Source organism: Pseudomonas poae RE*1-1-14 (assembly GCF_000336465.1).
Lineage (GTDB): Bacteria > Pseudomonadota > Gammaproteobacteria > Pseudomonadales > Pseudomonadaceae > Aquipseudomonas > Aquipseudomonas poae.
Genome location: NC_020209.1, coordinates 1784949 through 1808592 on the forward strand (window position 1 = coordinate 1784949; position 23644 = coordinate 1808592).

At 61.4% G+C, this 23644-nt stretch carries 16 protein-coding genes; 8 read left to right on the plus strand and 8 right to left on the minus strand.

Features of this window, described 5'->3' with window-relative positions:
• Positions 1-80: 80 nt before the first annotated feature.
• Together H045_RS08040 and H045_RS08045 are read left to right on the plus strand one after the other, a co-directional pair.
• Positions 81-3179: an autotransporter serine protease gene (locus H045_RS08040; RefSeq protein ID WP_015371988.1), complete on the plus strand. Its 3099-nt coding sequence runs from the start codon at positions 81-83 to the stop codon at positions 3177-3179.
• An 80-nt stretch (positions 3180-3259) separates the two neighbouring features.
• The gene (locus H045_RS08045) at positions 3260-4684 is read left to right on the plus strand and encodes a polyurethane esterase (protein WP_015371989.1); all 1425 of its coding nucleotides are present in this window, start codon (positions 3260-3262) and stop codon (positions 4682-4684) included.
• 123 nt (positions 4685-4807) lie between these two features.
• Here H045_RS08045 and H045_RS08050 read toward each other — a convergent pair whose 3' ends face one another.
• Complete coding sequence (locus H045_RS08050; protein ID WP_003230142.1) at positions 4808-5032, minus strand: YgdI/YgdR family lipoprotein; 225 nt, start codon at positions 5030-5032, stop codon at positions 4808-4810.
• A gap of 186 nt (positions 5033-5218) precedes the next feature.
• Between H045_RS08050 and H045_RS08055 the strand changes: the two genes are divergently transcribed.
• Positions 5219-6868 carry a VRR-NUC domain-containing protein gene (locus H045_RS08055; RefSeq protein WP_015371990.1) on the plus strand — a complete coding sequence of 550 codons (1650 nt, stop codon included), beginning with the start codon at positions 5219-5221 and terminating at the stop codon, positions 6866-6868.
• The gene (locus tag H045_RS08060) at positions 6865-9132 is read left to right on the plus strand and encodes an ATP-dependent DNA helicase (protein ID WP_015371991.1); all 2268 of its coding nucleotides are present in this window, start codon (positions 6865-6867) and stop codon (positions 9130-9132) included. Before H045_RS08055 ends, H045_RS08060 begins: the two co-directional genes overlap by 4 nt.
• A gap of 264 nt (positions 9133-9396) precedes the next feature.
• On the opposite strand, the gene H045_RS08065 is transcribed toward H045_RS08060, so the two are convergent.
• Positions 9397-10347 carry an alpha-E domain-containing protein gene (locus H045_RS08065; RefSeq protein WP_003230148.1) on the minus strand — a complete coding sequence of 317 codons (951 nt, stop codon included), beginning with the start codon at positions 10345-10347 and terminating at the stop codon, positions 9397-9399.
• Positions 10348-10349: 2 nt separating this feature from the next.
• A complete protein-coding gene (locus tag H045_RS08070; RefSeq protein WP_003230151.1) occupies positions 10350-11759 on the minus strand; it encodes a circularly permuted type 2 ATP-grasp protein in 1410 nt (469 codons plus the stop codon).
• 658 nt (positions 11760-12417) lie between these two features.
• On the opposite strand from H045_RS08070, the gene H045_RS08075 reads away from it, so the two are divergent.
• The 3 genes from H045_RS08075 (at position 12418) to H045_RS25200 (ending at position 13439) form a co-directional block, all read left to right on the plus strand.
• Positions 12418-12963, plus strand: a complete 546-nt coding sequence (locus H045_RS08075; RefSeq protein WP_003230153.1) for a hypothetical protein — start codon at positions 12418-12420, stop codon at positions 12961-12963.
• An 84-nt stretch (positions 12964-13047) separates the two neighbouring features.
• Positions 13048-13260: a hypothetical protein gene (locus tag H045_RS08080; RefSeq protein ID WP_003230154.1), complete on the plus strand. Its 213-nt coding sequence runs from the start codon at positions 13048-13050 to the stop codon at positions 13258-13260.
• Between the two features lie 11 nt (positions 13261-13271).
• On the plus strand, positions 13272-13439 hold the full coding sequence (locus H045_RS25200; protein WP_015371992.1) for a hypothetical protein: 168 nt from the start codon (positions 13272-13274) through the stop codon (positions 13437-13439).
• Here the strand turns inward: H045_RS25200 and H045_RS08085 are convergent.
• The 5 genes from H045_RS08085 to H045_RS08105 form a co-directional block, all read right to left on the minus strand.
• Positions 13430-14782: a cation:proton antiporter gene (locus tag H045_RS08085; protein WP_015371993.1), complete on the minus strand. Its 1353-nt coding sequence runs from the start codon at positions 14780-14782 to the stop codon at positions 13430-13432. The two genes, H045_RS25200 and H045_RS08085, sit on opposite strands and share 10 nt — an antisense overlap.
• Before the next feature lie 95 nt (positions 14783-14877).
• Complete coding sequence (locus H045_RS08090; protein WP_015371994.1) at positions 14878-18609, minus strand: DUF8038 domain-containing protein; 3732 nt, start codon at positions 18607-18609, stop codon at positions 14878-14880.
• Positions 18610-18765: 156 nt separating this feature from the next.
• Positions 18766-20013 (minus strand): EAL domain-containing response regulator, encoded by a 1248-nt coding sequence (locus tag H045_RS08095; RefSeq protein WP_015371995.1) that lies wholly within the window; start codon positions 20011-20013, stop codon positions 18766-18768.
• Between the two features lie 9 nt (positions 20014-20022).
• Positions 20023-20406, minus strand: coding sequence for a response regulator (locus H045_RS08100; protein ID WP_003230164.1), 384 nt, complete (start codon positions 20404-20406; stop codon positions 20023-20025).
• A complete protein-coding gene (locus tag H045_RS08105) occupies positions 20391-21731 on the minus strand; it encodes a sensor histidine kinase (RefSeq protein WP_015371996.1) in 1341 nt (446 codons plus the stop codon). Before H045_RS08105 ends, H045_RS08100 begins: the two co-directional genes overlap by 16 nt.
• Positions 21732-22336: 605 nt before the next feature.
• Between H045_RS08105 and H045_RS08110 the strand changes: the two genes are divergently transcribed.
• Positions 22337-23320 carry a GlxA family transcriptional regulator gene (locus H045_RS08110; RefSeq protein ID WP_015371997.1) on the plus strand — a complete coding sequence of 328 codons (984 nt, stop codon included), beginning with the start codon at positions 22337-22339 and terminating at the stop codon, positions 23318-23320.
• The last annotated feature ends 324 nt before the right edge of the window (positions 23321-23644 follow it).

Below are 23644 nucleotides of genomic sequence, written 5' to 3' on the forward strand. Positions count from 1 at the left end.
AAGCCAGTTCCCACAGGGATCGGCGCTGTTATGGAAAAGCGATTTACACATTGGCAATAAGAAAACTAAGGAAGGTCACCGTGAACACACGCAAGTCAGGGTTAACAACCGCCATTCACGCAGCCTTGCGCCACCCGCGCAGCGCGCCCTATGGCGCATTGCTGTGCTGCCTGGCCAGCCTGGGCACCGCCCACGCCGCCCCCTATGTGGAAACCGGCAAGCCAGGCGATGCCGCCAGTTGGCGCAGCGCTGAGTTCAAGGCCGACTGGGGCCTGGGCGCGGTGCATGCCGATACCGCGTATGCCGCCGGCTACAGCGGCAAGGGCGTGAAACTGGGCATTTTCGACCAGCCGGTGTACGCCGCGCACCCGGAGTTTGCCAGCCCCGACAAAGTGGTGACGATTGTCACCGAGGGCATCCGCCAGTACACCGACCCGTATATCCCGGTAAAAGCCGGCGATGCGTTCCGCTATGACGGCACGCCGTCACTGGGTTCCAACGGCAAACTGGGCAACCACGGCACCCACGTCGGCGGGATCGCCGCAGGCAACCGCGACGGTGGGCCGATGCACGGCGTGGCGTACGGTGCGCAGATCATCAGCGCCGAGAACGGCGACCCGGGCCCCGAAGACGGCATCATCCTTGGCAACGATGGCGCCGTGTACAAGGCCGGCTGGGACGCCCTGGTGGCCAGCGGCGCGCGCATCATCAACAACAGCTGGGGGATTGGCATTGGCGATCAATACGCCAAGGGCGGACGGGATCCGGCGTTTCCCAATTTCACCGTGAATGAAGCCCAGGCGCAGTTCAATAACATCCGCCCGATCCTCGGCACCATCGCCGGCGGTGCCTACCAGGGCGCGATCGATGCCGCGCGCAGCGGCGTGCTGACGATCTTCGCCGCCGGCAACGACTACAACCGCAACAACCCGGATGCGATTTCGGGCCTGGCGTACTTCGTGCCGGAGATTGCGCCCAACTGGCTGTCGGTGGCCGCCTTGCAGCAAAACCCGGACACCGCGAGCGCCAACCCCTATGTGATCAGCACCTTTTCTTCGCGCTGCGGCTATGCGGCGAGCTTCTGCGTGTCGGCCCCCGGCACGAAAATCTTCAGCTCGGTGATCAACGGCACCAACCTGGACAACCTCACCACCGACTACGCCAACTTCAACGGCACCTCCATGGCCGCGCCCCATGTGGCGGGGAGTGCGGCGGTGCTGATGGAGCGCTTCCCGTACATGAGCGGCGATCAGATCGCCACGCTGCTCAAGACCACCGCCACCGACCTCGGCGCGCCGGGCATCGATTCGCTGTACGGCTGGGGCATGATCAACCTGGGCAAGGCCATCAACGGGCCGGGCATGCTGGTGACCGCCGAGGATATTCCGGCCGAGTTTCGCATCGACGGCGCCTACGGCAGCGGGCAGTTCGTCGCCGACCTGCCGGGTATCGGCGCGGTGGTGGATGCCGGCAAACCCACGCAGCGGGTGTGCACCGATGTGCATTGCGGGCTGGACGTGTGGAGCAATGACATTGCCGGCCATGGCGGCCTGACCAAGCTGGGCATCGGCACCCTGGTGCTGAGCGGCACCAACACCTACAGCGGCCCGACCCTGGTCAATCAGGGGCGGCTGGCAATCAACGGCTCGCTGACCTCGGACGTCACCGTCAGCCAGAGCGGCGTGGTTGGCGGCTCCGGGCGCATCGGTTCGCTGCTGGCCAAAAGCGGTGGCACCGTGGCGCCGGGCAACTCCATTGGCACGCTGAACGTGGCCGGTGATGTGACCTTCGACGCAGGCTCCACCTACGCCGTGGAACTGTCACCCACCCGCAGCGACCGCATTGTGGCCGGAGGCACCGCCACGCTCAACGGCGGCACCGTGACCCTGGCCCTGGAAAACAGCCCGACGCTGCTCAGCACAGCGCAGGCGCAAAGCCTGATCGGGCGCCAGTACAACATCCTGCAAGCGGCCGGTGGCATCAATGGCCGTTTTGCGGCGGTACTGCCCGACTACCTGTTTATCGGCGGCAACCTGAACTACGGCGCCAACGGCGTGCAACTGGATGTAGCGCGCAACGCCAACAGCTTTGCCAGCGTGGGTGTCACCGATAATCAGCGTGCCGTGGCCGCAGCGGCCGAGCAGTTGGGCGCGGGCAATGCCGTGTACGAAAGCCTGCTGCTGTCGCCAACCGCCGCGTCGGCCCAGGGCGCTTTTCAGCAACTGTCGGGGGAAATCTACCCGGCGTTGGAGACGGCCCTGGTCAACGACAGCCGTTACGTGCGTGAGGCCGTGGGCGAGCGCTTGCGCAACGGTGAGATGGGCGCCTCCAGCGACACCGTCGACAGCCGTGGCAACGTCTGGGTCAAGGCCCTCGGTGCCTGGGGCAAGACCGACAGCCGCAGCGACACAGCGGGTTACACCACGTCCATCGGCGGCATGCTCGCCGGGGTTGACGGGGCACTGGATGAGTCCACCCGCATCGGCCTGGTGGCGGGCTACAGCGACACGTCACTGAACATGGGCAGCGACACCCATTCGCGCGCGTCGGTCGACAGCTACCACTTCGGTGCCTATGCCGGGCATGAGATCGGCGCCTGGCGCTTGAGCGGCGGCGCGACCTACAGCTGGCACCGCGCCGACGTGAAGCGCGACCTGCAATACGGCGACGTTGCCGGCAAGCAGAAAGCCAAGGTCGATGCCCGCAGCACGCAAGTGTTCACCGAGGCAGCCTACCGCGTGAATCTGCCGGCGCTGGCGCTGGAGCCCTTTGGCAACCTGGCCTACGTGCACCTGGACAGCGACGGTTTTACCGAGAAGGGCGATGCCGCCGCATTGAAAAGCGCTGACGACACCCGCGACCAGGTGCTGAGCACTCTGGGCCTGCGTGCGTTGAAGACCTTCAATGTCAATGATCACCAGCAACTGGAGGTGTCCGGCACCCTGGGCTGGCAGCACAACCTCAGCAGCACCGATTCCGAGCAGCACCTGGCATTTGCCTCGGGCGGCCCCTCGTTTGCGGTGCAGAGTGCGCCGATGGTGCGTGATGCAGCGCTGGTTGGCGCACGAGTGAGCCTGGCGCTGAGCAAGGATGCGCGGGTGAACTTCGACTACAACGGCCTGTTGGCCAGCAAGGAGAAGGTCCACGGGGTGGGGTTGAGCCTCGACTGGGCGTTCTGACGCGTGAAGCGTTCCCGCGCCTGGCGCGGGAGCGATCGATTGGCTTTCTCGACAACATCAACAAAAGAGAGGCACGAGCGATGGGTATCTTTGACTATAAAAACCTCGGCACCGAGGGCTCCAAGGTGTTGTTCGCCGATGCGATGGCGATCACGTTGTACACGTATCACAATCTGGACAACGGCTTTGCCGTGGGCTATCAGCACAATGGCCTGGGCCTCGGCTTGCCCGCCACGCTGGTGGGTGCGTTGCTCGGCAGCACCGATTCCCAGGGAGTGATTCCCGGCATCCCGTGGAATCCGGACTCGGAAAAAGCGGCCCTGGACGCGGTGCACGAGGCCGGCTGGACGCCGATCAGTGCCGCGGCCCTGGGCTACGCCGGCAAGGTCGACGCCCGAGGCACTTTCTATGGCGAAAAGGCCGGCTACACCACGGCGCAGGTCGAGGTGCTGGGCAAGCACGATGATGCTGGCAAGCTGCTGGAAATCGGCATCGGTTTTCGCGGCACCTCCGGCCCTCGGGAAAGCCTGATCAGCGACTCCATCGGCGACCTGGTCAGCGACCTGCTGGCGGCGCTGGGTCCCAAGGATTATGCAAAAAACTATGTGGGTGAAGCCTTCGGCGGTTTGCTCAAGAACGTCGCCGACTATGCCGGCGCCCATGGCCTGACCGGCAACGATGTGCTGGTCAGTGGCCACAGCCTGGGCGGGTTGGCGGTCAACAGCATGGCCGACCTGAGCAGCAATAAATGGTCAGGTTTCTACAAGGACGCCCACTACGTGGCCTATGCGTCACCGACCCAGAGTGCCGGCGATAAGGTGCTCAATGTCGGTTTTGAGAACGACCCGGTCTTCCGCGCGCTGGACGGTTCATCGGTCAACTTCGCGTCCCTGGGCGTGCACGACAAACCCCATGAGTCGACCACCGACAATATCGTCAACTTCAATGATCACTACGCCTCGACGCTGTGGAACGTGCTGCCGTTTTCCATCGCCAACCTGCCCACCTGGTTCGCGCACTTGCCCAGCGGCTATGGCGACGGCATGACGCGCATCCTGGAGTCCGGGTTCTACGAGCAGATGACGCGCGACTCCACAGTGATCGTCGCCAACCTGTCGGACCCGGCACGGGCCAACACCTGGGTGCAGGACCTCAACCGCAATGCCGAACCGCACAAGGGCAACACCTTCATCCTCGGCAGCGACGGCAACGACCTCATCCAGGGTGGCAAGGGCGCGGACTTTATCGAGGGGGGTAAAGGCAATGACACAATCCGCGACACCAGCGGGCATAACACCTTTCTGTTCAGCGGGTCGTTCGGCCATGACCGGGTCATCGGCTATCAGCCCAGTGACACGCTGGTGTTCAGCGGTGTGCAGGGCAGCACGGATTACCGCGATCACGCCAGGGTGGTCGGCGCCGATACGGTGCTCAGCTTTGGGGGGGATTCGGTGACGCTGGTGGGGGTGGCGAGTTTGTCGGGGGAGGGGATTGTGATCAGCTAAGGACTGAATGCGGTTGAAACGGTATGAAGAGCTTTGAACGCAATGCTTAAAGCAATGAGAATCAAAGGTGGGAGGGGGCTTGCCCCCTCCCACAAAGTGCCGCGCTTCCACAGCATCTAGAGGCTAGTCTTCCTTGCGCACCGTGGCCACGTCATCAGCCTTGATGCGCATGCGCTTGCCGGCAATATCCGTGAACTCGTAAAAACCGTCGGCGGTCTTGGCGTTGGGGGCGTCCTTGGTCAGGTATTGCGTGCCGTTTTGCAGCGTGACGACCGTTTGCGTGGCGCAACCGGCCAGCAGCAGAAAAGTGAGTGCAACCAGTGGCAGACCCAAATTCTTCATGTTCATAACCCTTACCTTAACTCTGAAAAGTCCCGCAACAGCTGGCTGCGGGCCATAAATGCTACGCCATGGATCCCCCTATCTGATCACTTTTATACAAAAAGTTGCGTGCGCCATTTATCTATTACCGATTGCAACAACGCCTGTGTAGCGGCACTCTGTATGCATAACCAGTATTTGATTGTTTGCGCCATGGCCAACCCCCTCGACGATCCCCTGTATTACCTGCACAACTTCCGCCAAGTGCTGCATTGGCTGGGGCAACGCTATGCCGATCTGCTGGATGCCGACGAACAGCATTTCATTCAGCAATTCGACAGGTTGCCGCAGCCGTCCCAGGCGTTGTTGGTGCGCATGGTGATGCGCAAGGGCGTGCATTTTCGCGCGGGCAAGCTCAATTACGTGGAAATCGGTTGCCCCCATGCGGCGGCTGCGCCATTGCTCGGGCTGGGCTGGGTGCAAGACCGAAGCCCGTTGGGGTTTGAGGTGCTGTTCAGCCTGCTGCAAAAAAGCGAACTGCTCGCGGCGTTCAAGCCGTGGATCGAACACCCCAGGGGCAACAAGGCCGATTGGCTGGAACACCTGGCCGAGCAGTTCCCCGATAGCCGCAGTTTTGCCCAGTGGTGCCCGGCGCTGCCCGACACCCTCTACAGCCTCACCGTGATGCACCTGTGCGACCGCCTGCGCCTGATGTTCTTCGGCAATTTGCATCAGGACTGGTCCGAGTTCGTGCTCGCCGACCTGGGCATTCATACCTACGAAAAAGTTGCCTTCTGCGACGAATCACGAGGCCTGCGCAGCCGTGATGACGTGCATGGCTATTTGTTTTTGCAGCAATGCCTGGAGGCTTTCGAGACGGGCGAAGCGGTGGAAGAGGTGCTAGAGCAGATCGCCACGCTGAAAACCGATAATCCCTGGCTGGAAAAACGCCGCGCCAAGCTGCTGTTCCAGATCGGTCAACTGTGCGAGCGCAGCGCCGAACTGGTATTGGCCGAGCAGATCTACCGGGCGTGCAGCCACCCCGGCGCCCGTGCACGGCTGATCCGCGTGCTGGAACGCCAGGAGGCCTATGCTCAGGCCATGGCCCTGGCATGCCTGGCGCAGCAGGCTCCGCACAGCGCGGCCGAGCAGCAACACCTGCTGCGGGTGCTGCCGCGCCTGCGCCGCAAACTGGGCGAGCCGGCGATGCCCAAGGCCAGGCCGCGTCCGGTCACGCGGCTGGACCTGGCGCTGGCGGTGCCGACGCCTGTGATGTCGGTGGAATACTGCGTGCAGGCGCACCTCAGCGAGCCAGACGCCCCGGTGCATTACGTGGAAAACGGGTTGATCAATTCACTGTTCGGCTTGCTCTGCTGGGACGTGATTTTCGCGCCGCTGCCGGGGTCGTTTTTTCACCCGTTCCAGCGTGGGCCTGCGGATTTGCACAGCGAAGATTTCCATCAGCGCCGTGCGCCGCTGTTTTCCGCGTGTTTCGAGCAACTGCAGGATGAGCGCTACAAGGCCAGTATCCGCCAACGCTATGTGGAGAAGTGGGGCATCCAGTCGCCGTTCGTGTTCTGGAACCTGCTCAGCGAAGAGTTGCTGGAACAGGCGCTGACCTGCCTGCCCGCCGAGCACCTGCGCTACTGGTTCGAACGCCTGCTGCTGGATATTCGCGCCAACCGCACCGGGATGCCGGACCTGATCCAGTTCTGGCCGGCGCAGAAGACCTACCGCATGATCGAGGTCAAGGGCCCCGGCGACCGCTTGCAGGACAATCAATTGCGCTGGCTGGAATTCTGCGGCGAGTACCAGATGCCGGTCACCGTCTGCTACGTGCGCTGGGCGGAGCAACCCGCTTGAGCTACAGCGTGGCCGTGCGGGCGCTGTGTGAGTTCACGGCCAAGGTCGGTGACCTCGACCTGCGCTTTACCCCGTCGCCCAGTGCCCAGGAAGGCATTATCGGCCACCGCACGGTGGCGTCCCGGCGCAGTGCGCATTACCAGAACGAAGTGGCCCTGGAGGGCGAATACCAGCAGCTCAGGGTACGGGGCAGGGCGGACGGCTACGACCCCGACAGCAATCGCCTGGAAGAGGTAAAGACCTATCGCGGCGACCTCGATGCCCAGCCTGCCAACCATCGGCTGCTGCATTGGGCGCAGGTCAAGGTGTACGGCTGGCTGATGTGCCAGAAGCTGGGGCTGAGCGAGATCAACCTGGCGCTGGTGTATTTCGATATCGTCGGCGAGGGCGAAACCCTGCTCAGCCAGCCCTTCCAGGCGGTGCAGCTCGAAGCGTTCTTCAATCAGCAATGTGCCGTGTTCCTCGACTGGGCACACCTGGAAATGCAACACCGCCAGGCCCGTAACCAGGCTGCGCAAGCCCTGGCATTTCCCCATGCAGCGTTTCGCCCCGGTCAGCGCGTGCTGGCCGAGACGGTGTACAAGGCGGTGAGCACCGGCCGCTGCCTGATGGCCCAGGCGCCGACCGGCATCGGCAAGACCGTCGGCACGATTTTCCCGCTGCTCAAGGCCCTGGCGCCCCAGCAATTGGACAAATTGTTCTTCCTCACCGCCAAGACGCCCGGGCGCAAGCTGGCCCTGGATGCCGCGCAGGTCTTGTACGACAGCCATCCGGAGTTACCGTTGCGTGTGCTGGAACTGGTCGCGCGGGACAAGGCCTGCGAGCACCTGGACAAGGCCTGCCACGGCCAATCGTGCCCATTGGCGAAGGGCTTTTATGATCGCCTGCCAGACGCCCGCGCCGCTGCATCCAGGGTGCGCCTGCTCGACCAGCGCAACCTGCGCGAGGTGGCCCTGGCCCATGACGTGTGCCCTTATTACCTGAGCCAGGAAATGGCGCGCTGGAGCGACCTGGTCGTCGCCGACTACAACTACTATTTCGATTTTGGCGCCATGCTCTTTGGCCTGGCCCAGCTCAACCAATGGCGCGCCGCCGTGCTGGTTGACGAAGCCCACAATCTGGTCGAACGGGCCCGTGCGATGTACAGCGCGAGCCTCGATCAGTACAGCCTCAAGACCTTGCGCGACACGGCGCCGGAGCCCCTGAAGAAACCCTTGCAGCGCCTCAACCGTGAATGGAATGCGCTGCACAAGGACCAGGTCGCGCCGTATCAGGCCTATGCAGCGCGGCCGGAAAAGCTGCTGCAGGCACTGAGCCTGTGCGTCGGCGCCATGGGCGACTATTTCAACGAGCGCCCCGAGGCCCTCAGCGGTGAGCTGCAGACCTTCTATTTCGCGGCGTTGCAATTTGCCAAGGTGGCTGAGCTGTTCAATGAACACTTCATCTTCGACATCAGCAAGCGTCAGCTCACCGGCAAGCGCAGCAGCTCGACCCTGTGCCTGCGCAACGTGGTGCCCGCCCCATTCATTGGCCCCAGGCTGACCGCCGCGCGCAGCAGCGTGCTGTTTTCCGCGACCCTGAGCCCCAGGCATTACTACGCCGACCTGCTGGGCCTGCCAGCGGACACCGCTTGGGTGGATGTGGAGTCGCCGTTCAAGGCCGAGCAGTTGCAGGTGCACATTGTCGAGCGCATCTCCACGCGCTTTGTGCATCGCAAGGCGTCGCTGGAGCCCATCGTCGAACTGATCGCGCGGCAGTTCACCGCGCAACCGGGCAACTACCTGGCGTTTTTTTCAAGCTTCGATTACCTGCAACAGGTCGCCCAACTGCTGGCCGAACGGCATCCGCAGATAGCCCTGTGGCTGCAGTCGCGCGGCATGGCCGAGGCCGAGCGCCAGGCATTTCTCGACCAGTTCACCCAGCACAGCCAGGGCATCGGCTTTGCCGTGCTGGGCGGCGCGTTCGGCGAAGGTATCGACCTGCCTGGCGCGCGCTTGATCGGCGCGTTCGTGGCGACCCTGGGCCTGCCTCAACTGAACCCGGTCAATGAGCAGATGAAGCTGCGCATGGGTGCGATCTTCGGCGCCGGTTATGACTACACCTATCTGTACCCCGGGCTTCAGAAAGTGGTGCAGGCGGCGGGCAGGGTGATTCGCAGCCAGCAGGATCGCGGCGTGGTGATGCTGATCGACGACCGCTTTGGCGAGGCGCGGGTGCGGCAGTTGTTGCCCAAGTGGTGGGCAGTGCAGTCCACCGGCGTCTGATGGTTTCAGGCAGCCACATTCCTGTGGTGGGTGGGCTTGTTGTGGCGAGCGGGCTTGCCCCAATGCCGTTCAGTTAAGCGCAGATTCCCTGTGGCGAGCAGGCTTGTCCTGCGTTGGGCTGCGCAGCAGCCCCAAAACCAGGCGCTGAGCCGTATCAGGTACACCGCGTTTTGCTGGATTGGGGGCGCTGCGCACCCCAACGCGGGGCAAGCCCGCTCGCCACGGAGCGCTGCGCAACCTCCCTCATTGAGTTCGAGGTGGGCGTCAGACCACTTCCAGGTAGGAACTCTGGATGGCGCGGGCCAGTTCGCGCACGGTGTCGATGAACTCGATCAAGCGTGTGTGCAGGCCGTCTTCCAGAATCTCGTCGATGCCGGTGTAGCGCAGCCGCGCCTCGAACTCCGCCGCCAGGCGCTGCGCGGTGCGGCCGTAGCTGCCGGGCAGGTCGGCGAGGATCTGGCTGAGTTCCTCGATACAGGCGTGCAATGAGCGCGGGACATCGCTGCGCAACAGCAGCAGTTCGGACACCGAGCGCGCGTTGAGGGCGTTCGGGTACAGCTCGGTATAGGCCTCGAAAGACGACAAGGCGCGCAGCAGGGCGCTCCACTGGTAGTAACCACGTGCCGACAGGTCGCTGACTTCTTCGGACTCTTCGCCGAACATCTCGTAGCGCGCATCCAGCAGGCGCAGGGTGTTGTCGGCGCGCTCGACAAAGGTGCCCAGGCGAATGAAGCGGTAGGCGTCATTGCGCATGATGGTGCCCGAAGTGGCGCCGCGAAACAGGTGCGAACGCTGCTTGACCCAGTCGCAGAAGTGGCTGATGCCATGCCGCGCCAGGCCGCCTGCGGCGATGCTGCGCATTTCCAGCCAGGTGGCGTTGAGGTTTTCCCACATGTCGGCGGTGATGCGCCCGCGTACCGCATGGGCATTGCCGCGTGCGGCGCGCAGGCAGTTATAGATGCTGGCCGGGTTTTCTTCGTCGAGGGCGAAGAAGTGCAGCATGCGCTCGGCGTCCAGGGTCTGGTGGCGCTCCAGGTAATTCTCCAGCGTGCCGCTGCTGAGCAGCGACATGGCCAGTTCGTCGAGGCCGTCGCTGCGCCCGGCCTGGGGCATCAGCGACAACGAATAACTGACTTCGAGCATGCGCGCCAGGTTTTCGGCGCGCTCCAGGTAACGTGACATCCAGTACAGATCTGCGGCGGTTCTACTCAGCATATTCAGTCCTCCACCACCCAGGTGTCCTTGGTTCCGCCGCCCTGCGACGAGTTGACGATCAGCGAGCCTTCACGCAGCGCCACCCGCGTGAGACCACCGGGCACCAAGCGGGTTTCCTTGCCCGAGAGCACAAAGGGTCGCAAGTCGATGTGCCTTGGCGCGATGCCGTTTTCGACGAACGTGGGGCAGGTGGACAGGCTCAGGGTCGGTTGCGCGATGTAGGCGTGAGGGCGCGCCTTGATGCGTTGGCGGAAGTCCTCGATCTCGGCGGCTGTGGAGGCCGGGCCCACCAGCATGCCGTAGCCGCCGGAGCCCTGGGTTTCCTTGACTACCAGCTCGCCGAGGTTGGCCAGTACGTGGGACAGTTCTTCGGGTTTGCGGCACTGGAAGGTCGGTACGTTCTGCAGGATCGGTTCTTCGTCCAGGTAAAACCTGATCATCGCCGGCACGTAGGGGTAGATCGACTTGTCATCGGCCACGCCAGTGCCGATGGCGTTGGCCAGCACCACATTGCCCGCGCAATAGGCAGCCACCAGGCCGGGCACGCCGAGCATGGATTCGGCATTGAACGCCTGCGGGTCGAGGAATGCGTCGTCGATGCGGCGGTAGATCACGTCGACGGCCTTGGGCCCGTCGGTGGTGCGCATGAACACCTTGAGGTCGTGCACGAACAGGTCGGCGCCTTCCACCAGTTCCACGCCCATTTCCCGGGCCAGAAAGGCGTGCTCGAAAAACGCACTGTTGAAGCGGCCAGGGGTCAGCACCACCACGTTGGGGTTGTCGAGGCGGCTGGAACTCTTGAGCGTCTTGAGCAGCAGGTTGGGGTAATGGTCCACCGGCGCGATGCGCTGTCGGGCGAACACTTCAGGGAACAGGCGCATCATCATCTTGCGGTCTTCGAGCATATAGCTCACGCCGCTGGGGGTGCGCAGGTTGTCTTCGAGCACGTAGTAGGTGCCGTCGCCGTCGCGCACCAGATCGACGCCGGAGATGTGCGAGTAGATGTCGCGGTGCAGGTCCAGCCCGACCATTGCCTTTTGATAGCCTTCGTTGCCCAGCACCTGGTCCGCCGGAATGATGCCGGCCTTGATGATGCGCTGGTCGTGGTAGATATCGGCGAGGAACATGTTCAGCGCGTTGACGCGCTGGATACAGCCGCGCTCGATCACGCTCCATTCGCTGGCGGGAATGCTGCGCGGGATGATGTCGAAGGGGATCAGGCGCTCGGTGTCCTGTTCATCGCCGTACAGGGTGAACGTGATCCCGGCGCGGTGAAACAGCAAGTCAGCCTCACGGCGACGCTGGGCCAGCAGTTCCGGCGGCGTATTGGCCAGCCAGCGGGAGAAATCCTGGTAGTGCGCACGGCACTCGCCGTTCGCGTCATTCATTTCGTCAAAGAAAGATCGAGCCATTCCGGTACCTTGTCAGTGCCCAGGGGTGCATGGGTGGCACTGCCGCTTTTAAAAACGCAATTTTTTATGAGCCCGTGGCGCAGGGTGCCAACAGGCCTGGTCCTTTCTTTCTTGTGGGGGTGGCTCTGGGTCGGGGGGTAACGCTTGCTCCTGTTTACGGGCAGATGAAAGGGTTAAGCAATGCATGTGCCGCAATGGCCTCAAGGCGCTGATTACTTGTGGCGAGCGGGCTTGCCCCGCGTTGGAGTGCGCAGCGCTCCCGTTTTTTTGGGGCCGCTACGCAGCCCAACGCGGGGCAAGCCCCAACGCCGTTCAGTTAAGCGCAGATTCCCTGTGGCGAGCAGGCTTGCCCTGCGTTGGGCTGCGCAGCAGCCCCAAAACCAGGCGCTGAGCCGTATCAGGTACACCGCGTTTTGCTGGATTGGGGGCGCTGTGCACCCCAACGCGGGGCAAGCCCGCTCGCCACAATAAGCCCACACATTTTCCTTAACTGAACGGCATTACGGCTTGCCCGCTCGCCACGGAATCCCGTTCGCCACGATGGGGCGTTCCACTCTCACATCGCTCGCGCAGTGCTCTTTAATGGTGCGTAACTAACTTGAACTTCGCACACGCCCGATTCTTCTAATTGGCATTCGACCATCTGCGGAGTACCTTCGTGCCAACCATCATCTCGCCCGATACCCCGGAATCGGCCCTGACCGACCACAGCGAGCACAACGCCAAGATCTTCGGTTCGCCCAAGGACCGCCTGGACTTCTATCGCCGCGAAATCCAGTACGAAACCAGTATCCTCGCCAACCGCACCGATGCTTACCTCACCGCGCAGTCATTCCTAGTGATTGCCTTTGTCTCCGGCATGGGCAACCTCAACCCGGAGTGGGGCAAGCTGTTTACCCTGGTGGTGCCGGTGTTTCTGGTGGCGCTGGGCATCCTGAGTTCGCTGAACGCCTGGCCGGGCATCCGCGCGGCGTATGAAATCATCGACCACTGGCACTACAAGCAGAGCGAACTGCTGCGCAGCGAACCGGTGATGGGCATGGCCTACGATGATTCGCCGCTGTTTTCCGAAATGGAGTCGTCCCACAAGGGCTATCGCAAGTCGTTGCTGTTCTCCATGCGGGCGCCGTGGCTGTTCATGGTGTTCTGGCTGGTGCTGGGCATTTATGCGTTCTACATCCAGGTCGATAATCCGATCCGCTGAGCAATCGGAAGGAACTTCGCGCGCCGCTGCGGCACCTTAGTTTTACGCAGCAAAGATTTTCCCAAACCTGCGAAGAGGTGCCCCATGAACACCAGTAACGACCCGCAAATCAGCAACCGTAACGACCCGGCCATCGATGGCGGCGAGCCGGCCCCCGGCAGCGCTGTCAATGCGCCCAAGGACCCAACGCCCGACAGCGACCCCAAGGCGCAGGAGAATGAGTTCAGCCCGGATTTCGAGCCTGAGCCCGAAGCCAAGCCTGAAACCGATGCCGATATCGACACCCAGGGCGGTTAGAGGAGAAGGCCATGTCAAAAGAATTGGATGTGGAAGAAGACGAACCCAACGATCCGGGCAATGAAGACCCGGGCTCGTTGATGGACGATGCCACCGTGCCGCTCAATGATGATGCCACCGTGCCTCTCAACGATCTGGATGACGCGGCAGACGTCGGCAATATTGAGAATCAGGACTGACCCTTCGCCCTGGCGCGTCGTTCATACCAAGCCAGCATCGGCTGGGTACTCAGGCCATGAACGACGATGCTCAGGGCAATCACCGACACGGTAAGGTTCACCGCCACGGCGCTGCCGGTGCCGATCAGCCCATGGTTGAGGGCGTAGAACAGGTAGTAGATGCTGCCGATGCCGCGAATCCCGAACCAGCCCATCAGGCTGCGTTGCTGACGGTCGACCAGGCTGCCCCATGGCATGGCGAATACGCTGACCGGGCGAATCACGCAGAACAGCAATGCCGCGACCAACAGCGCGCGCCAGTCCCAATGGCTGACCAGCACAATGCCCAGGACGGTCACCAAAAACACTTCCATCGAGCGTTCCACCAGGCTGCCGAACGAGAGCATGTCACCCATCATCACGCCTGCTGCAATCTGCGTGTCGGCCAGGTCGCTGACGTCACCTTGCAGGGCGCGGTCCGGCTCCACCTCCAGATGACCCACCACGGGCAGTGCCAGGTGCTCGGCGGGTGTTTTGGCGTTGCCAGTGGATTTGAATTCAGCCTGGCGCAGCCCGAGGCCGGCGGCAAACACCGACAGAAAACCATAGCCGCCTATTGCTTCGGCGGCCACGTAGGCCAGTGCGATCAGCGCCAGGGTCAGGTAATCATTGGGCGACAGGGTGCTGTCGTCATTAGTGATGCGCAGCCACAAGGTGACGCGGCCAATGCCTCGGCCCATCCAGTAACCCACCAGCAATCCTGCCGGCACTGCCCAGATCAGGTTTTTCAGGACCCAGCCGCCGAGCCAGTCGCCGTCGAAACCACCATGCTGCATGAACAGCAGGCTGAAGATCACGAAAGGGAAGGCGGTGCCGTCATTCAAGCCGGCCTCGCCCGAGAGGCCAAAGCGCAGCGCGTCATAGTCCTGGGCGTTGTTGACCTGCACCAGGCCTGCCAGCACCGGGTCGGTGGGCGCCAGGATCGCCCCCACCAGCAGTGACACGCCCCACGACAATTGCAGCAGGTAATGCAGCGCCAGGCAGGTGCCGAGGATCGTCAGCAGCATCACCGGCCCGGCCATGCCGAACGCAATGCGCCACAGCCGATGGGTGAGTGGCAGGCGTAACTTGAGGCCGCTGACAAACAGCGAAAACAGCACGGCGACTTCGGTCAGGTGCTCCATCCAGCGCGCGGAACCCTTGATGTTCAGGTGCAACAGGTCGACTCCCAGCGGACCAATCGCGACGCCCAGCAACAGGCACACCGCCGAGGTGGTCACCGGCATCCAGCGCAGGTAGGAGGAGGTGAGGGCGAGGGTGAGCAATACGGCGCCGAGTACGGCCAACCATAGAATGAATGTCATTGAGCGTGTACCGGGCGTTGGTGTATGCAAGTTGGAGGGCTGCGCCCGGGTGCGGGTTCAAAGTGATTCCATTCACTTTGAGGGATGAGGCAGGCTCAGGCGGCGCGACGCCTGATGCTGGACTCCAGGGTGCTGGAAGGAGTGAACACCATGTCGTAGCCGCCGCCGTCATCCATGAAGCGTTGAATGCCGGCCTGCTGTTCGCGACCCAACGCATAGACGTTAGCCGTGCCTGCGGTGGCAGGCTGCAGCCTGGTGCCACCTAAGGCGTGGTCCAGCGACAGAGAGTTGGAGTGGTACAGGTACAATTGGCCGTCCGGGGCTTTTTGAATATAGGCAGCGTGCACGATTTTGTCCTTGTTATAGCCGCGCCGGCTGACAAAGGTAACGATGCCTGATTCGGTAATGTCGGCCGCATCAAAACTGCTCTTCAGGGTGTCCGGGCGGATTTTCATCATGCGGTTATAGGTCTGTGATCCGCCATTGAGTACTTCGGGAATGATCATTTTGAACGCCGTGTCAGTGATCTTTCTATCGGCCTGGGCGGTGCGTAACGCGGTCGCATAACAAATGTCCAGCTGGGTGTTCTTATCCAGTTTTTTATACAACGTCTTCATGTTTTCGCTGAGTTCACCGCTGGAAAGCACCTTGTCCTGAAAGTTCTGTAGCGGCGGCCCGAAGGGTTTTTGCGTGGCTGGGTTGATGGCGTGCCATTGACCGGTCACTTCATCCAGCTTCGCGAGTGCGCCAACATCACTTGCGCCGTTGACGCCCTTGAGTGTGCCTTGGGCGATATTCGGTTTTTTCGTCAGTGCGGCGATATCAACCTTCGTCAACGCTGCACGCGCGCGGGAAACGCCATGGCGGCCTAGCTTGAAAGCCCCTCGCGCCAGGTCATCAAGACCGCTCAAAGGGTTAAGCGCGCCTACCGTCGCACGGCCGAGGATTTTGCCCGCATGGACGACCCTGGATAATGCCGAAGCGCCGACTGACAGAGCTTTTGCTCCCTTCAAGGCCGAGCCCAGGCCGACCGCAAAACCGAAGATGTCGAAGGCCAGGTCCACAAAGCCTTCAAGGGTTTTTCCGTCGATGAAGTTCTTGATCGCCGACCGGAACGGGATCAGGTTGAGCACAATCTCTTCGACAATTCTGTAAGTGGGCACTTGCGTTTCAAAGGTTGTCGCGCCTTTGGCGTAGCGCTTTACCGCAGGCAGCTCCATGTCTGCGATGACCGCTTCGGCGAGGTAGCGGGTGCGTTCACTGCCGTAGCTGTAGGGCGCGCCGTGTTCGCCCTTTTTTTCATCCGTCTGCCCGGATGCAAACTCCCCGCCAGGCGTTACAGCGTCGTATCTTTTTCCTTTGGAGGGAAACCAACCGTCGGTGGGTTGGTGTTCCTTGTAGACCATGCCCGGTCGCTTGGTGATGCTGCCCCTCAATCGGTTGATGGCATACGTCACCGATTTGCCGTTGCGCACGGTTTCGACAAGTACAGTGCCTTTTTCAACCGGGAGTGGATGATCGTTTCGCCAGTAGTCGATTTCCGTACGGACGGTTATTTTTCCAAACTCCAGATTTTTTCGGTCTTCCAATGGCAGGTTTGAAACCAGGGTTTTTATTTGCGCCGCGGTCGTCTTTTTTACCGCGTTCTCGTAATCGGCAAATGCTGTTTCGAACGGCTGCCGTGGGGAGGGTAAATCCTTGATTTTTGCCAGCACATCTTTGATGTCGATCCCTTTTGACAGGGTGTTCCAAGTGCCGGGCGTAAATTTGTCGCCGACCGGTAATGAGATCAACCCGGGTATGAGTGTCAGCCAATACACCCCATCACTCAGATTTCCATCCGGCGCGTGCCGCAGAAAGCGGCCATCGATAAACAGATCCAATATCGAGTAGGGCCCCGGGAAGTCCTTGTTGGAGGGTTTGAGCTCAATGCATTTTGCTTCGAACAGTTTCGGGTCCATGTCCGGCAGGGCTGTCTTTAACTGTTCCAGTGCGAGCGCGCTGGTGGTGGGCATGGGCGGAATCTGCGTTTCTGCGGCTTCGCGCAGTTCGCGTATCTGGTTGTTGAAGGCGTTACAGACTTCGGTTATCGCACGTTCGGTCGACGGATAGCGCATGCCGTTTGCGACAGCCCAGTCCTTGATCGCAGCTTGCTGGGCTGCGTACTCGACCTGGCGTTCGTGATCGTTAATAGGGGCGACGCTGGCATGCAGCATGACCTGCGCATAGCTCATCGTGGCCGTCGCTCCGGGCGCTTTTGCTTCGATGCGGGCGACAGCGGTGGTAAAGCTGACCCAACTGTGGGAGCCGACCTTCACCTGTTCGGGGATGTCCTTGACGAGAAACTGCGGCGCTCGGCTGGCCAGCATCAGGTGAGCCCGGAGCATTGCCGTGTCGGCGGACTCGGCGTTGCCATTGGCGAGCAAGTGCTCAGCGAGTTCCGTGACGATGATCGAGGGCGTCTTGTCGGCGTTTTTCGCGGTGACCAGTGTGTAGCCTTCGATATGGGGCTGTGGCGAGTGAGTGGTTTCGCCTTCAATCTCGGTGCTGCTCTCCAGGTTCATGGCTGCCAGCAGCCAGTCTTCGGGGCTGCCCTTGATGGCGAGCCGCTCAAAAAACGCCTGAATGGCCTCGCCCAGTGCCTTGCCTCTGGGAGAATTGAGCAGGTTATCAATCAACCGTCCTGGATCGCGCAGTTCTGCCGGGGAAACGGATTGGCCACCCAGCAGGTGAGTGAGGACAGTTTCATCGGCAGGCACTTTCGCAGTGCCGAGTCGGGCCGAGTGTATGACTTGCTTGAGTTGACGCTGTCTGTCTTGCTCAAGGGGGGCGGGCCAGGCCAGTGCGCCACCCAGATTACCCTGGGCCGGTGAGGTGAGGGCGGGTGTGGCCAGGGCTGTCGCCAGGTTCTCCAATTGCTCATGATTGTTTGGAATGTCCCAGCCATGGTCCTTGAGCAGTTGCAAAAGGCTGACCTGGTTCCATGTGCCGGTTTTATCCGGGTAGTAGGAGGCGTTCCTGGACAGATGAACAGGCTCTTTCAATTTTTTCGCGATGTGCCCGTCATCGTCGATGCCATTTTTTTTCACGGTGTCCGCCAGGTGTTGCAACGTGGTGGCGGCAACGTGGCGGGTATGGATATCGGCGAGCACTGACTTCTGTGTCTGCAATGCATCTTCACTGCGCGCACCGATCAACGCTTGGCGGGTGCTCGGGTCAAGTGGTTTGAAGCCCTTTTCACGCTCGAGGGTTTGCGCGCGTTGGTGTTTTTCGAATGGCGTCAGCCCCTGGGCCTCTTGATAAAAGCGGCCGACGATCCACCACGGCACCGGTTGATCGACCTGGGTAACAGGCGGCTTGAAGGCGGTACCCACGTCGAGCACGCGCGTGGCGTCGATAATGGGTCTGCTGATCGCGCGCCAATGAGCATCGTCCTGTCCTACCGTGTGCAGTTTGCCCTTGACCATGAAGGCGATTTCGCCTTTCTGTGGATCAAGCGTAATCGTGGCCGGGTTGATGCGGTTGTCCTTGATCCACTGGCGCACATCGGTGGATTGAAACGCATCACGTAATTGGCCCCACCACTGGCCGAAGGTGGAGTGGGGAGGCACGTAATTAATGGTGGGCATTGTGCTGCTTTGGGCTGCAACAAGCAGCGCCGTGCGGTAGCGCATGGCCAGTTCGCGGTCACCATTGGCGCGAGAAATGCTCGTTTCGGGCGGCGCCTGGGTGTTGTGCCATGGTTTGGAAAGTGGCTGCGAGAGGGAGGGTGTAGACGTTGGCAACGGCTGACTGAACACCTGGTTATGGTAGGAGAGTCTTTGCATGAAGGGCGCCTTCAGATTGAGTGGTATCAATCCTCTGTAGTGTCCGCCGCGCCATTGATTCCCTCGCTGGACCGCGCGTTAATGACCTTGTGTTTCGATTCGAACATGAGCCTGCTTCAGGCGGTCGCATTGCTGCGACAAGCAGACCTGCTGTGCTTACTTGATCCGGTCCAGCAACAGTCGCTCCAGCGTTTCCACCGGCAACGGCCGGCTGAACAGATACCCCTGAATCTGGTCGCAGCCGGCTTCTTTCAGAAACGTCAACTGCGCCTGGGTTTCGACCCCTTCGGCGACGACCCGCAGATTGAGGCTGTGGGCCAGTTCGATGATCGTGCGCGTGATTGCCGCATCCTGCGGGTTGGTGGTGACTTCGCGGATGAACGCGATGTCGATCTTCAGCGTGTCGATGGGGAAACGTCGCAGGTACGCCAGGCTCGAGTAGCCCGTGCCGAAGTCATCGATGGAAATTTTCACGCCCAGGGTGCGCAGCCGTTGCAGGCTGGCGATGGTGTGCTCGGTGTTTTCCATCAGTGAGCTTTCGGTGAGCTCTACTTCCAGCCAGTGTGCCTCGACCCCGGTGGTGTCCAGAATGCGCTCGATATCGGCGATCAGGTTGCCCTCGATCACTTGATGCCCCGACACGTTGACCGACACTTCCACCGCACCAATGCCGTTGAGCTGCCAGGTGGCGATCTGTTGGCACACACGCTCGATCACCCAGCGGCCCACCGGCACGATCAGGCCAAGGTCTTCCAGTACCGGCACGAACACGGCGGGTGAAACCGGGCCATAGCCGGGTCGATCCCAACGCAGCAACGCCTCAAGGGCGCAGACTTCGCCGCTGGCCAGCTCGACCTTGGGCTGGTAGTGCAGGGCAAACTCGTTGCGTTCAACCGCCGCACGCAAGGCGTATTCCAGGTCTTGACGGGCCAGGTCGTGCACGTTCATCTGCGCGCTTGGACTGGTGTGTTTCAACAATTGCTGTTCAAGCATCAGGCTGTGCTGTTTGAGCAGGTCACCGTGGGCTTTGAGTCGCAGCAGGTTGCGCACCCGCAGCCACAGCTCCAGGCGCTCCACCGGCTTGGTGATGAACTCCTCGGCGCCGCTTTCCAGGCCGCTGACCCGGGCCTCGGATTCACTGAGCGCCGAGAGCATGATGATGGGGATATTCGCGGTGGCGGGATTGCCCTTGAGCTGGCTGGCCACTTCGTAGCCGTCCATGCCGGGCATCATGACGTCCAGCAACACCAGGTCAGGCGGGCTGCTGGCCACCAGGTGCAGGGCCTCTTCGCCGCTGGCGGCGCTCAGGGTCAGGTAGCCCTCGTGGTGCAGCAGGGTTTCCAGGAGTTTGCGTATGTGAGCGTCGTCGTCAACTATCAACAGCGTTGCGGGTGAGCTGGCCATGGAGAGGACTCATGCTAGAGGTGTAATGGACGGGTTCAGCAGGGTGTCGATCACCTGGTACAGCTCCTTGTAGCGCAGGGGTTTGATCACATAGGCGTCGCAACCGGCCAGGCGGGTTTTTTCCCGATCCTCTTTCATGGCCATGGCGGTGAGGGCGATCACCGGGATATGCGCGGTATGTGGGTCTTGCTTGAGCAAGCGTGTGGCAGCCAGGCCGTCCATGCCAGGCAGTTGAATGTCCATCAGAATCAGCGCCGGTTGTTGCTCGCGCGCCATGGTCAGCCCGCTTTCGGCGTCGGCGGCCCACACCACGCTGTGGCCGGCATTCACCAACAGCAGGCGAGCCAGACGCATATTGGCTTCGTTGTCTTCGACGATCAGGATTGCGGCCATGTGGCCTCCAGAGTTCGGTGCAGCGGCAGCCACACCACAAAACGCGCGCCGAGGCCTGCGTGGCTGGCCACGGCGACGCTGCCGCCATGCAGGTCGGTCAACTGCTTGACCATCGCCAGACCAAGACCTGTGCCTTCGAATTTGCGCGCCAGGCTGCTGTCGATCTGGCTGAAGGCCTTGAACAGCTTGCCCATGTCATCCCTGGCAATACCGATGCCGGTATCGCTGACGCTCAATTCGAGGAACTCTGTGTGCGTACTGGGCGGCAGTGCAAAACCGTGCACCGGCCAGTCGCCGGGCACCAGGCCGACTTGAGCGCGGCTGACTTCGCGCACGGCCAGGGTTACCGAGCTGCCGTGCTCGCTGAATTTGACCGCGTTGGCCAGCAGGTTGTAGACGATCTGCTTGGTCTTGCGCAGGTCCAGCTCCAGCCAGCCGAAATCGTCCGGGCTGTCGAGTTTCAACTGGATACGCTGCAGCGCGGCTTTTTCGCGCACGATCAACAGGCTGTTGGCCAGCAGGCCCGACAGTTCAACTGCTTCCAGCTCCAGGTCCATCATCCCGGCCTCGACTTTGGACAGGTCGAGAATGTCGTTGATCAGCGACAGCAGGTGCTGGCCGCTGGTAAAAATGTCGCCGATGTATTCGCGCTGGGTGTCGCTCATGTCGCCCACCAGCCCATCCTTGAGCGCTTCGGAAAAACCGATCACCGCGTTCAGCGGCGTGCGCAGTTCATGGGACATGGTGGCGAGGAATTCGGATTTCATGTGGCTGGCGTGTTCCAGCTCCAGGTTCTTTTCTTCGAGGGCGCGTTCGAAACCCTTGCGCTCGGCTTCTTCCTGTTTGCGTGCGGTGTTGTCGGTGCCGATCAGCAGGTAGCCGATGATCATGTCGCTGCGGTTGCGCAGCGCTGTCACCGAGACCATGGCCGACAGGCGACTGCCATCCTTGCGGATATACGTCAGCTCGTAGATGTCTTCGATACCGCGCGAGGCCTTGAACACCAGCGCCTCAAAGCCCGGTGTGATAGGCGTGTCGAGTTCCAGGCTGAGCGCGGCGGCGCGGGTGATCAGCTCAACGGGGTCGGAAATATCGGCCGGGGTGATGCGGTTGACCACATCGGCGGCGGCATAACCGAGCATGCGTTCGGCGCCGACGTTGAAGATCTGGATCACACCCTTTTCGTCGGTGGCGATGCTGGAGAAATACGCGCTGTTGAAGATGGCGTCCTGCAGCGCGCCGGTCTTGAGCAGGGTTTTCTGGCGTTTGAACTCGACGATCTTTTCCGCGCGCGATTGCGGCGGTGTGGGTAGCGGTGTGTCCATCGCTTGTGCGTTCCGTGCTATTCAGGCCCGACATCGAAAAGGCCGACGCCGCAGAGCATGCTCACAGAAGATCGCGTGCGGGCGATGATGAGGAGATGAGGTCTTTGGACAATAGCAGAGATTATGGCGTTTTGATGGCCGAATACGCACTGGCGGCATTTTTTCGCCCTCAATTGAATGTCGCCACCGCCCCCAACGTGTAATGACTGCCAGGGTTGGAAGATGTCGGCAAGAGAGTAGGCCGACGATCCTTACACCGGCGATATGGTCGCCAGCAGGCCAATGCCAATAGTCAGTACCAAAAAGCCGAACAGGAACAGTGCCATCTTGGTCATGAGGCCTCCGAAAAGTTGGATGACAGAAATGTCGGGTTGGCGCCATTGTCGGTCCGCTGCGGCTTTCAGTACAGAGGCAGGTAGCGAATAAAAAACCATATCAGATTGTGGTTTGTTGAATGACGCAAGGCGTTGAGCTGGGGCCTGTTTACCGGCAAGCTGCAGGTTCCGGTTGAGACAGCCGGCCCATTTGCCCCTAAGATGGCGCCCACGGGATCAACAATAAAAGTGGGCCACCCCTCGATGGAAAGACGTCAATTCAGCGGCGGCATGAAAGGCAAGAATCTGCGTTACCTCAACGAAAACCCTGGGCAACTGGCATCGGTCACTCGCGTCGGCTTTTTGTTGCTTGAACACTTCTCCCTGCCGGCATTCACCCAGACGCTCGATACCCTGGTCACGGCCAACCTGCTGCGCCCCGAGCTGTTCGCCTCGCGCACCTTCGGCTGGGGTGAGGGCGAAGTCATCAGTGACCTGGGCCTGGTGATTCGTCCCGACGCCGCACTCGACGCGGCGGCGTTGCATGACGTGGACCTGCTGGTGATATGCGGCGGTTTTCGCACGGAGCTCAAGGCCAGCGAAGACTTCATCCATCTGCTGCGCAGCGCCGCTGAACAAGGCATCAGTCTTGCCGGGTTGTGGAACGGCTCCTGGTTCCTGGGGCGCGCCGGGTTGTTGCAGGGTTATCGCTGCGCAATCCATCCAGAGCATCGGCCGGCACTTGCCGAAGTGTCCAAGGCAGCCCAGGTCACCAGTGAACCCTTCGTCATCGACCGCGACCGGCTCACCGCCTCCAGCCCTTCGGGCGCCTTCCACATGGCGCTGGACTGGATCAAGAGCCTGCATGGCAAGGCGTTGGTTGAAGGCATCGAAGATATTCTGGCTTTCGAGGAATCACGCTATCGGCGCATCAAACCGACCGAGAACGTCTGCGTCAGCGCGCCGCTGCGCGAAGTGGTCAAGTTGATGGATGCCAACCTTGAGGAACCCCTCGAACTCGACCAGCTTGCCGTCTACGCCGGCCGTTCCCGGCGCCAGCTCGAACGGCTGTTCAAGGAGCAACTGGGCACCACGCCGCAGCGCTATTACATGGAGCTGCGTGTCACCGAGGCGCGACGGTTGTTGCAGCACACCGAGTTGTCCCAGGTGGATGTGCTGGTGGCGTGCGGGTTTGTATCGCCGAGTCATTTCAGCAAGTGTTACAGCGCGTATTTCGGATATCGCCCCTCCAAAGAGAAGCGGTTGGTGAAGTAGGGCGGACCTACTGGTAGAAGGGCTCTGGTTGCGAATTTCACTTGGTCCAAATGTGGGAGGTGGCTTGCTCCCGATAGCGGTGTGACGGTGTACATATCCGTTCCTGCGGTAACGGCGGCGTAGGGTTCCGCCCTTACGGCGGGTCACTTTTGTAAAGGCACAAAAGTAACCAAAAAGCCTCCGCCCCACCACTCGGCACCTCGCCTGGGCTCGGTGTACCCGAATACAGGTTTGAATCCGTGGGCCGCCGCCACGCGCCATCCATGGCGCGGGGCGGCTAACCCGGCGTCCTGCCGGGTTACCCACGGATTCAAACCTGCATTC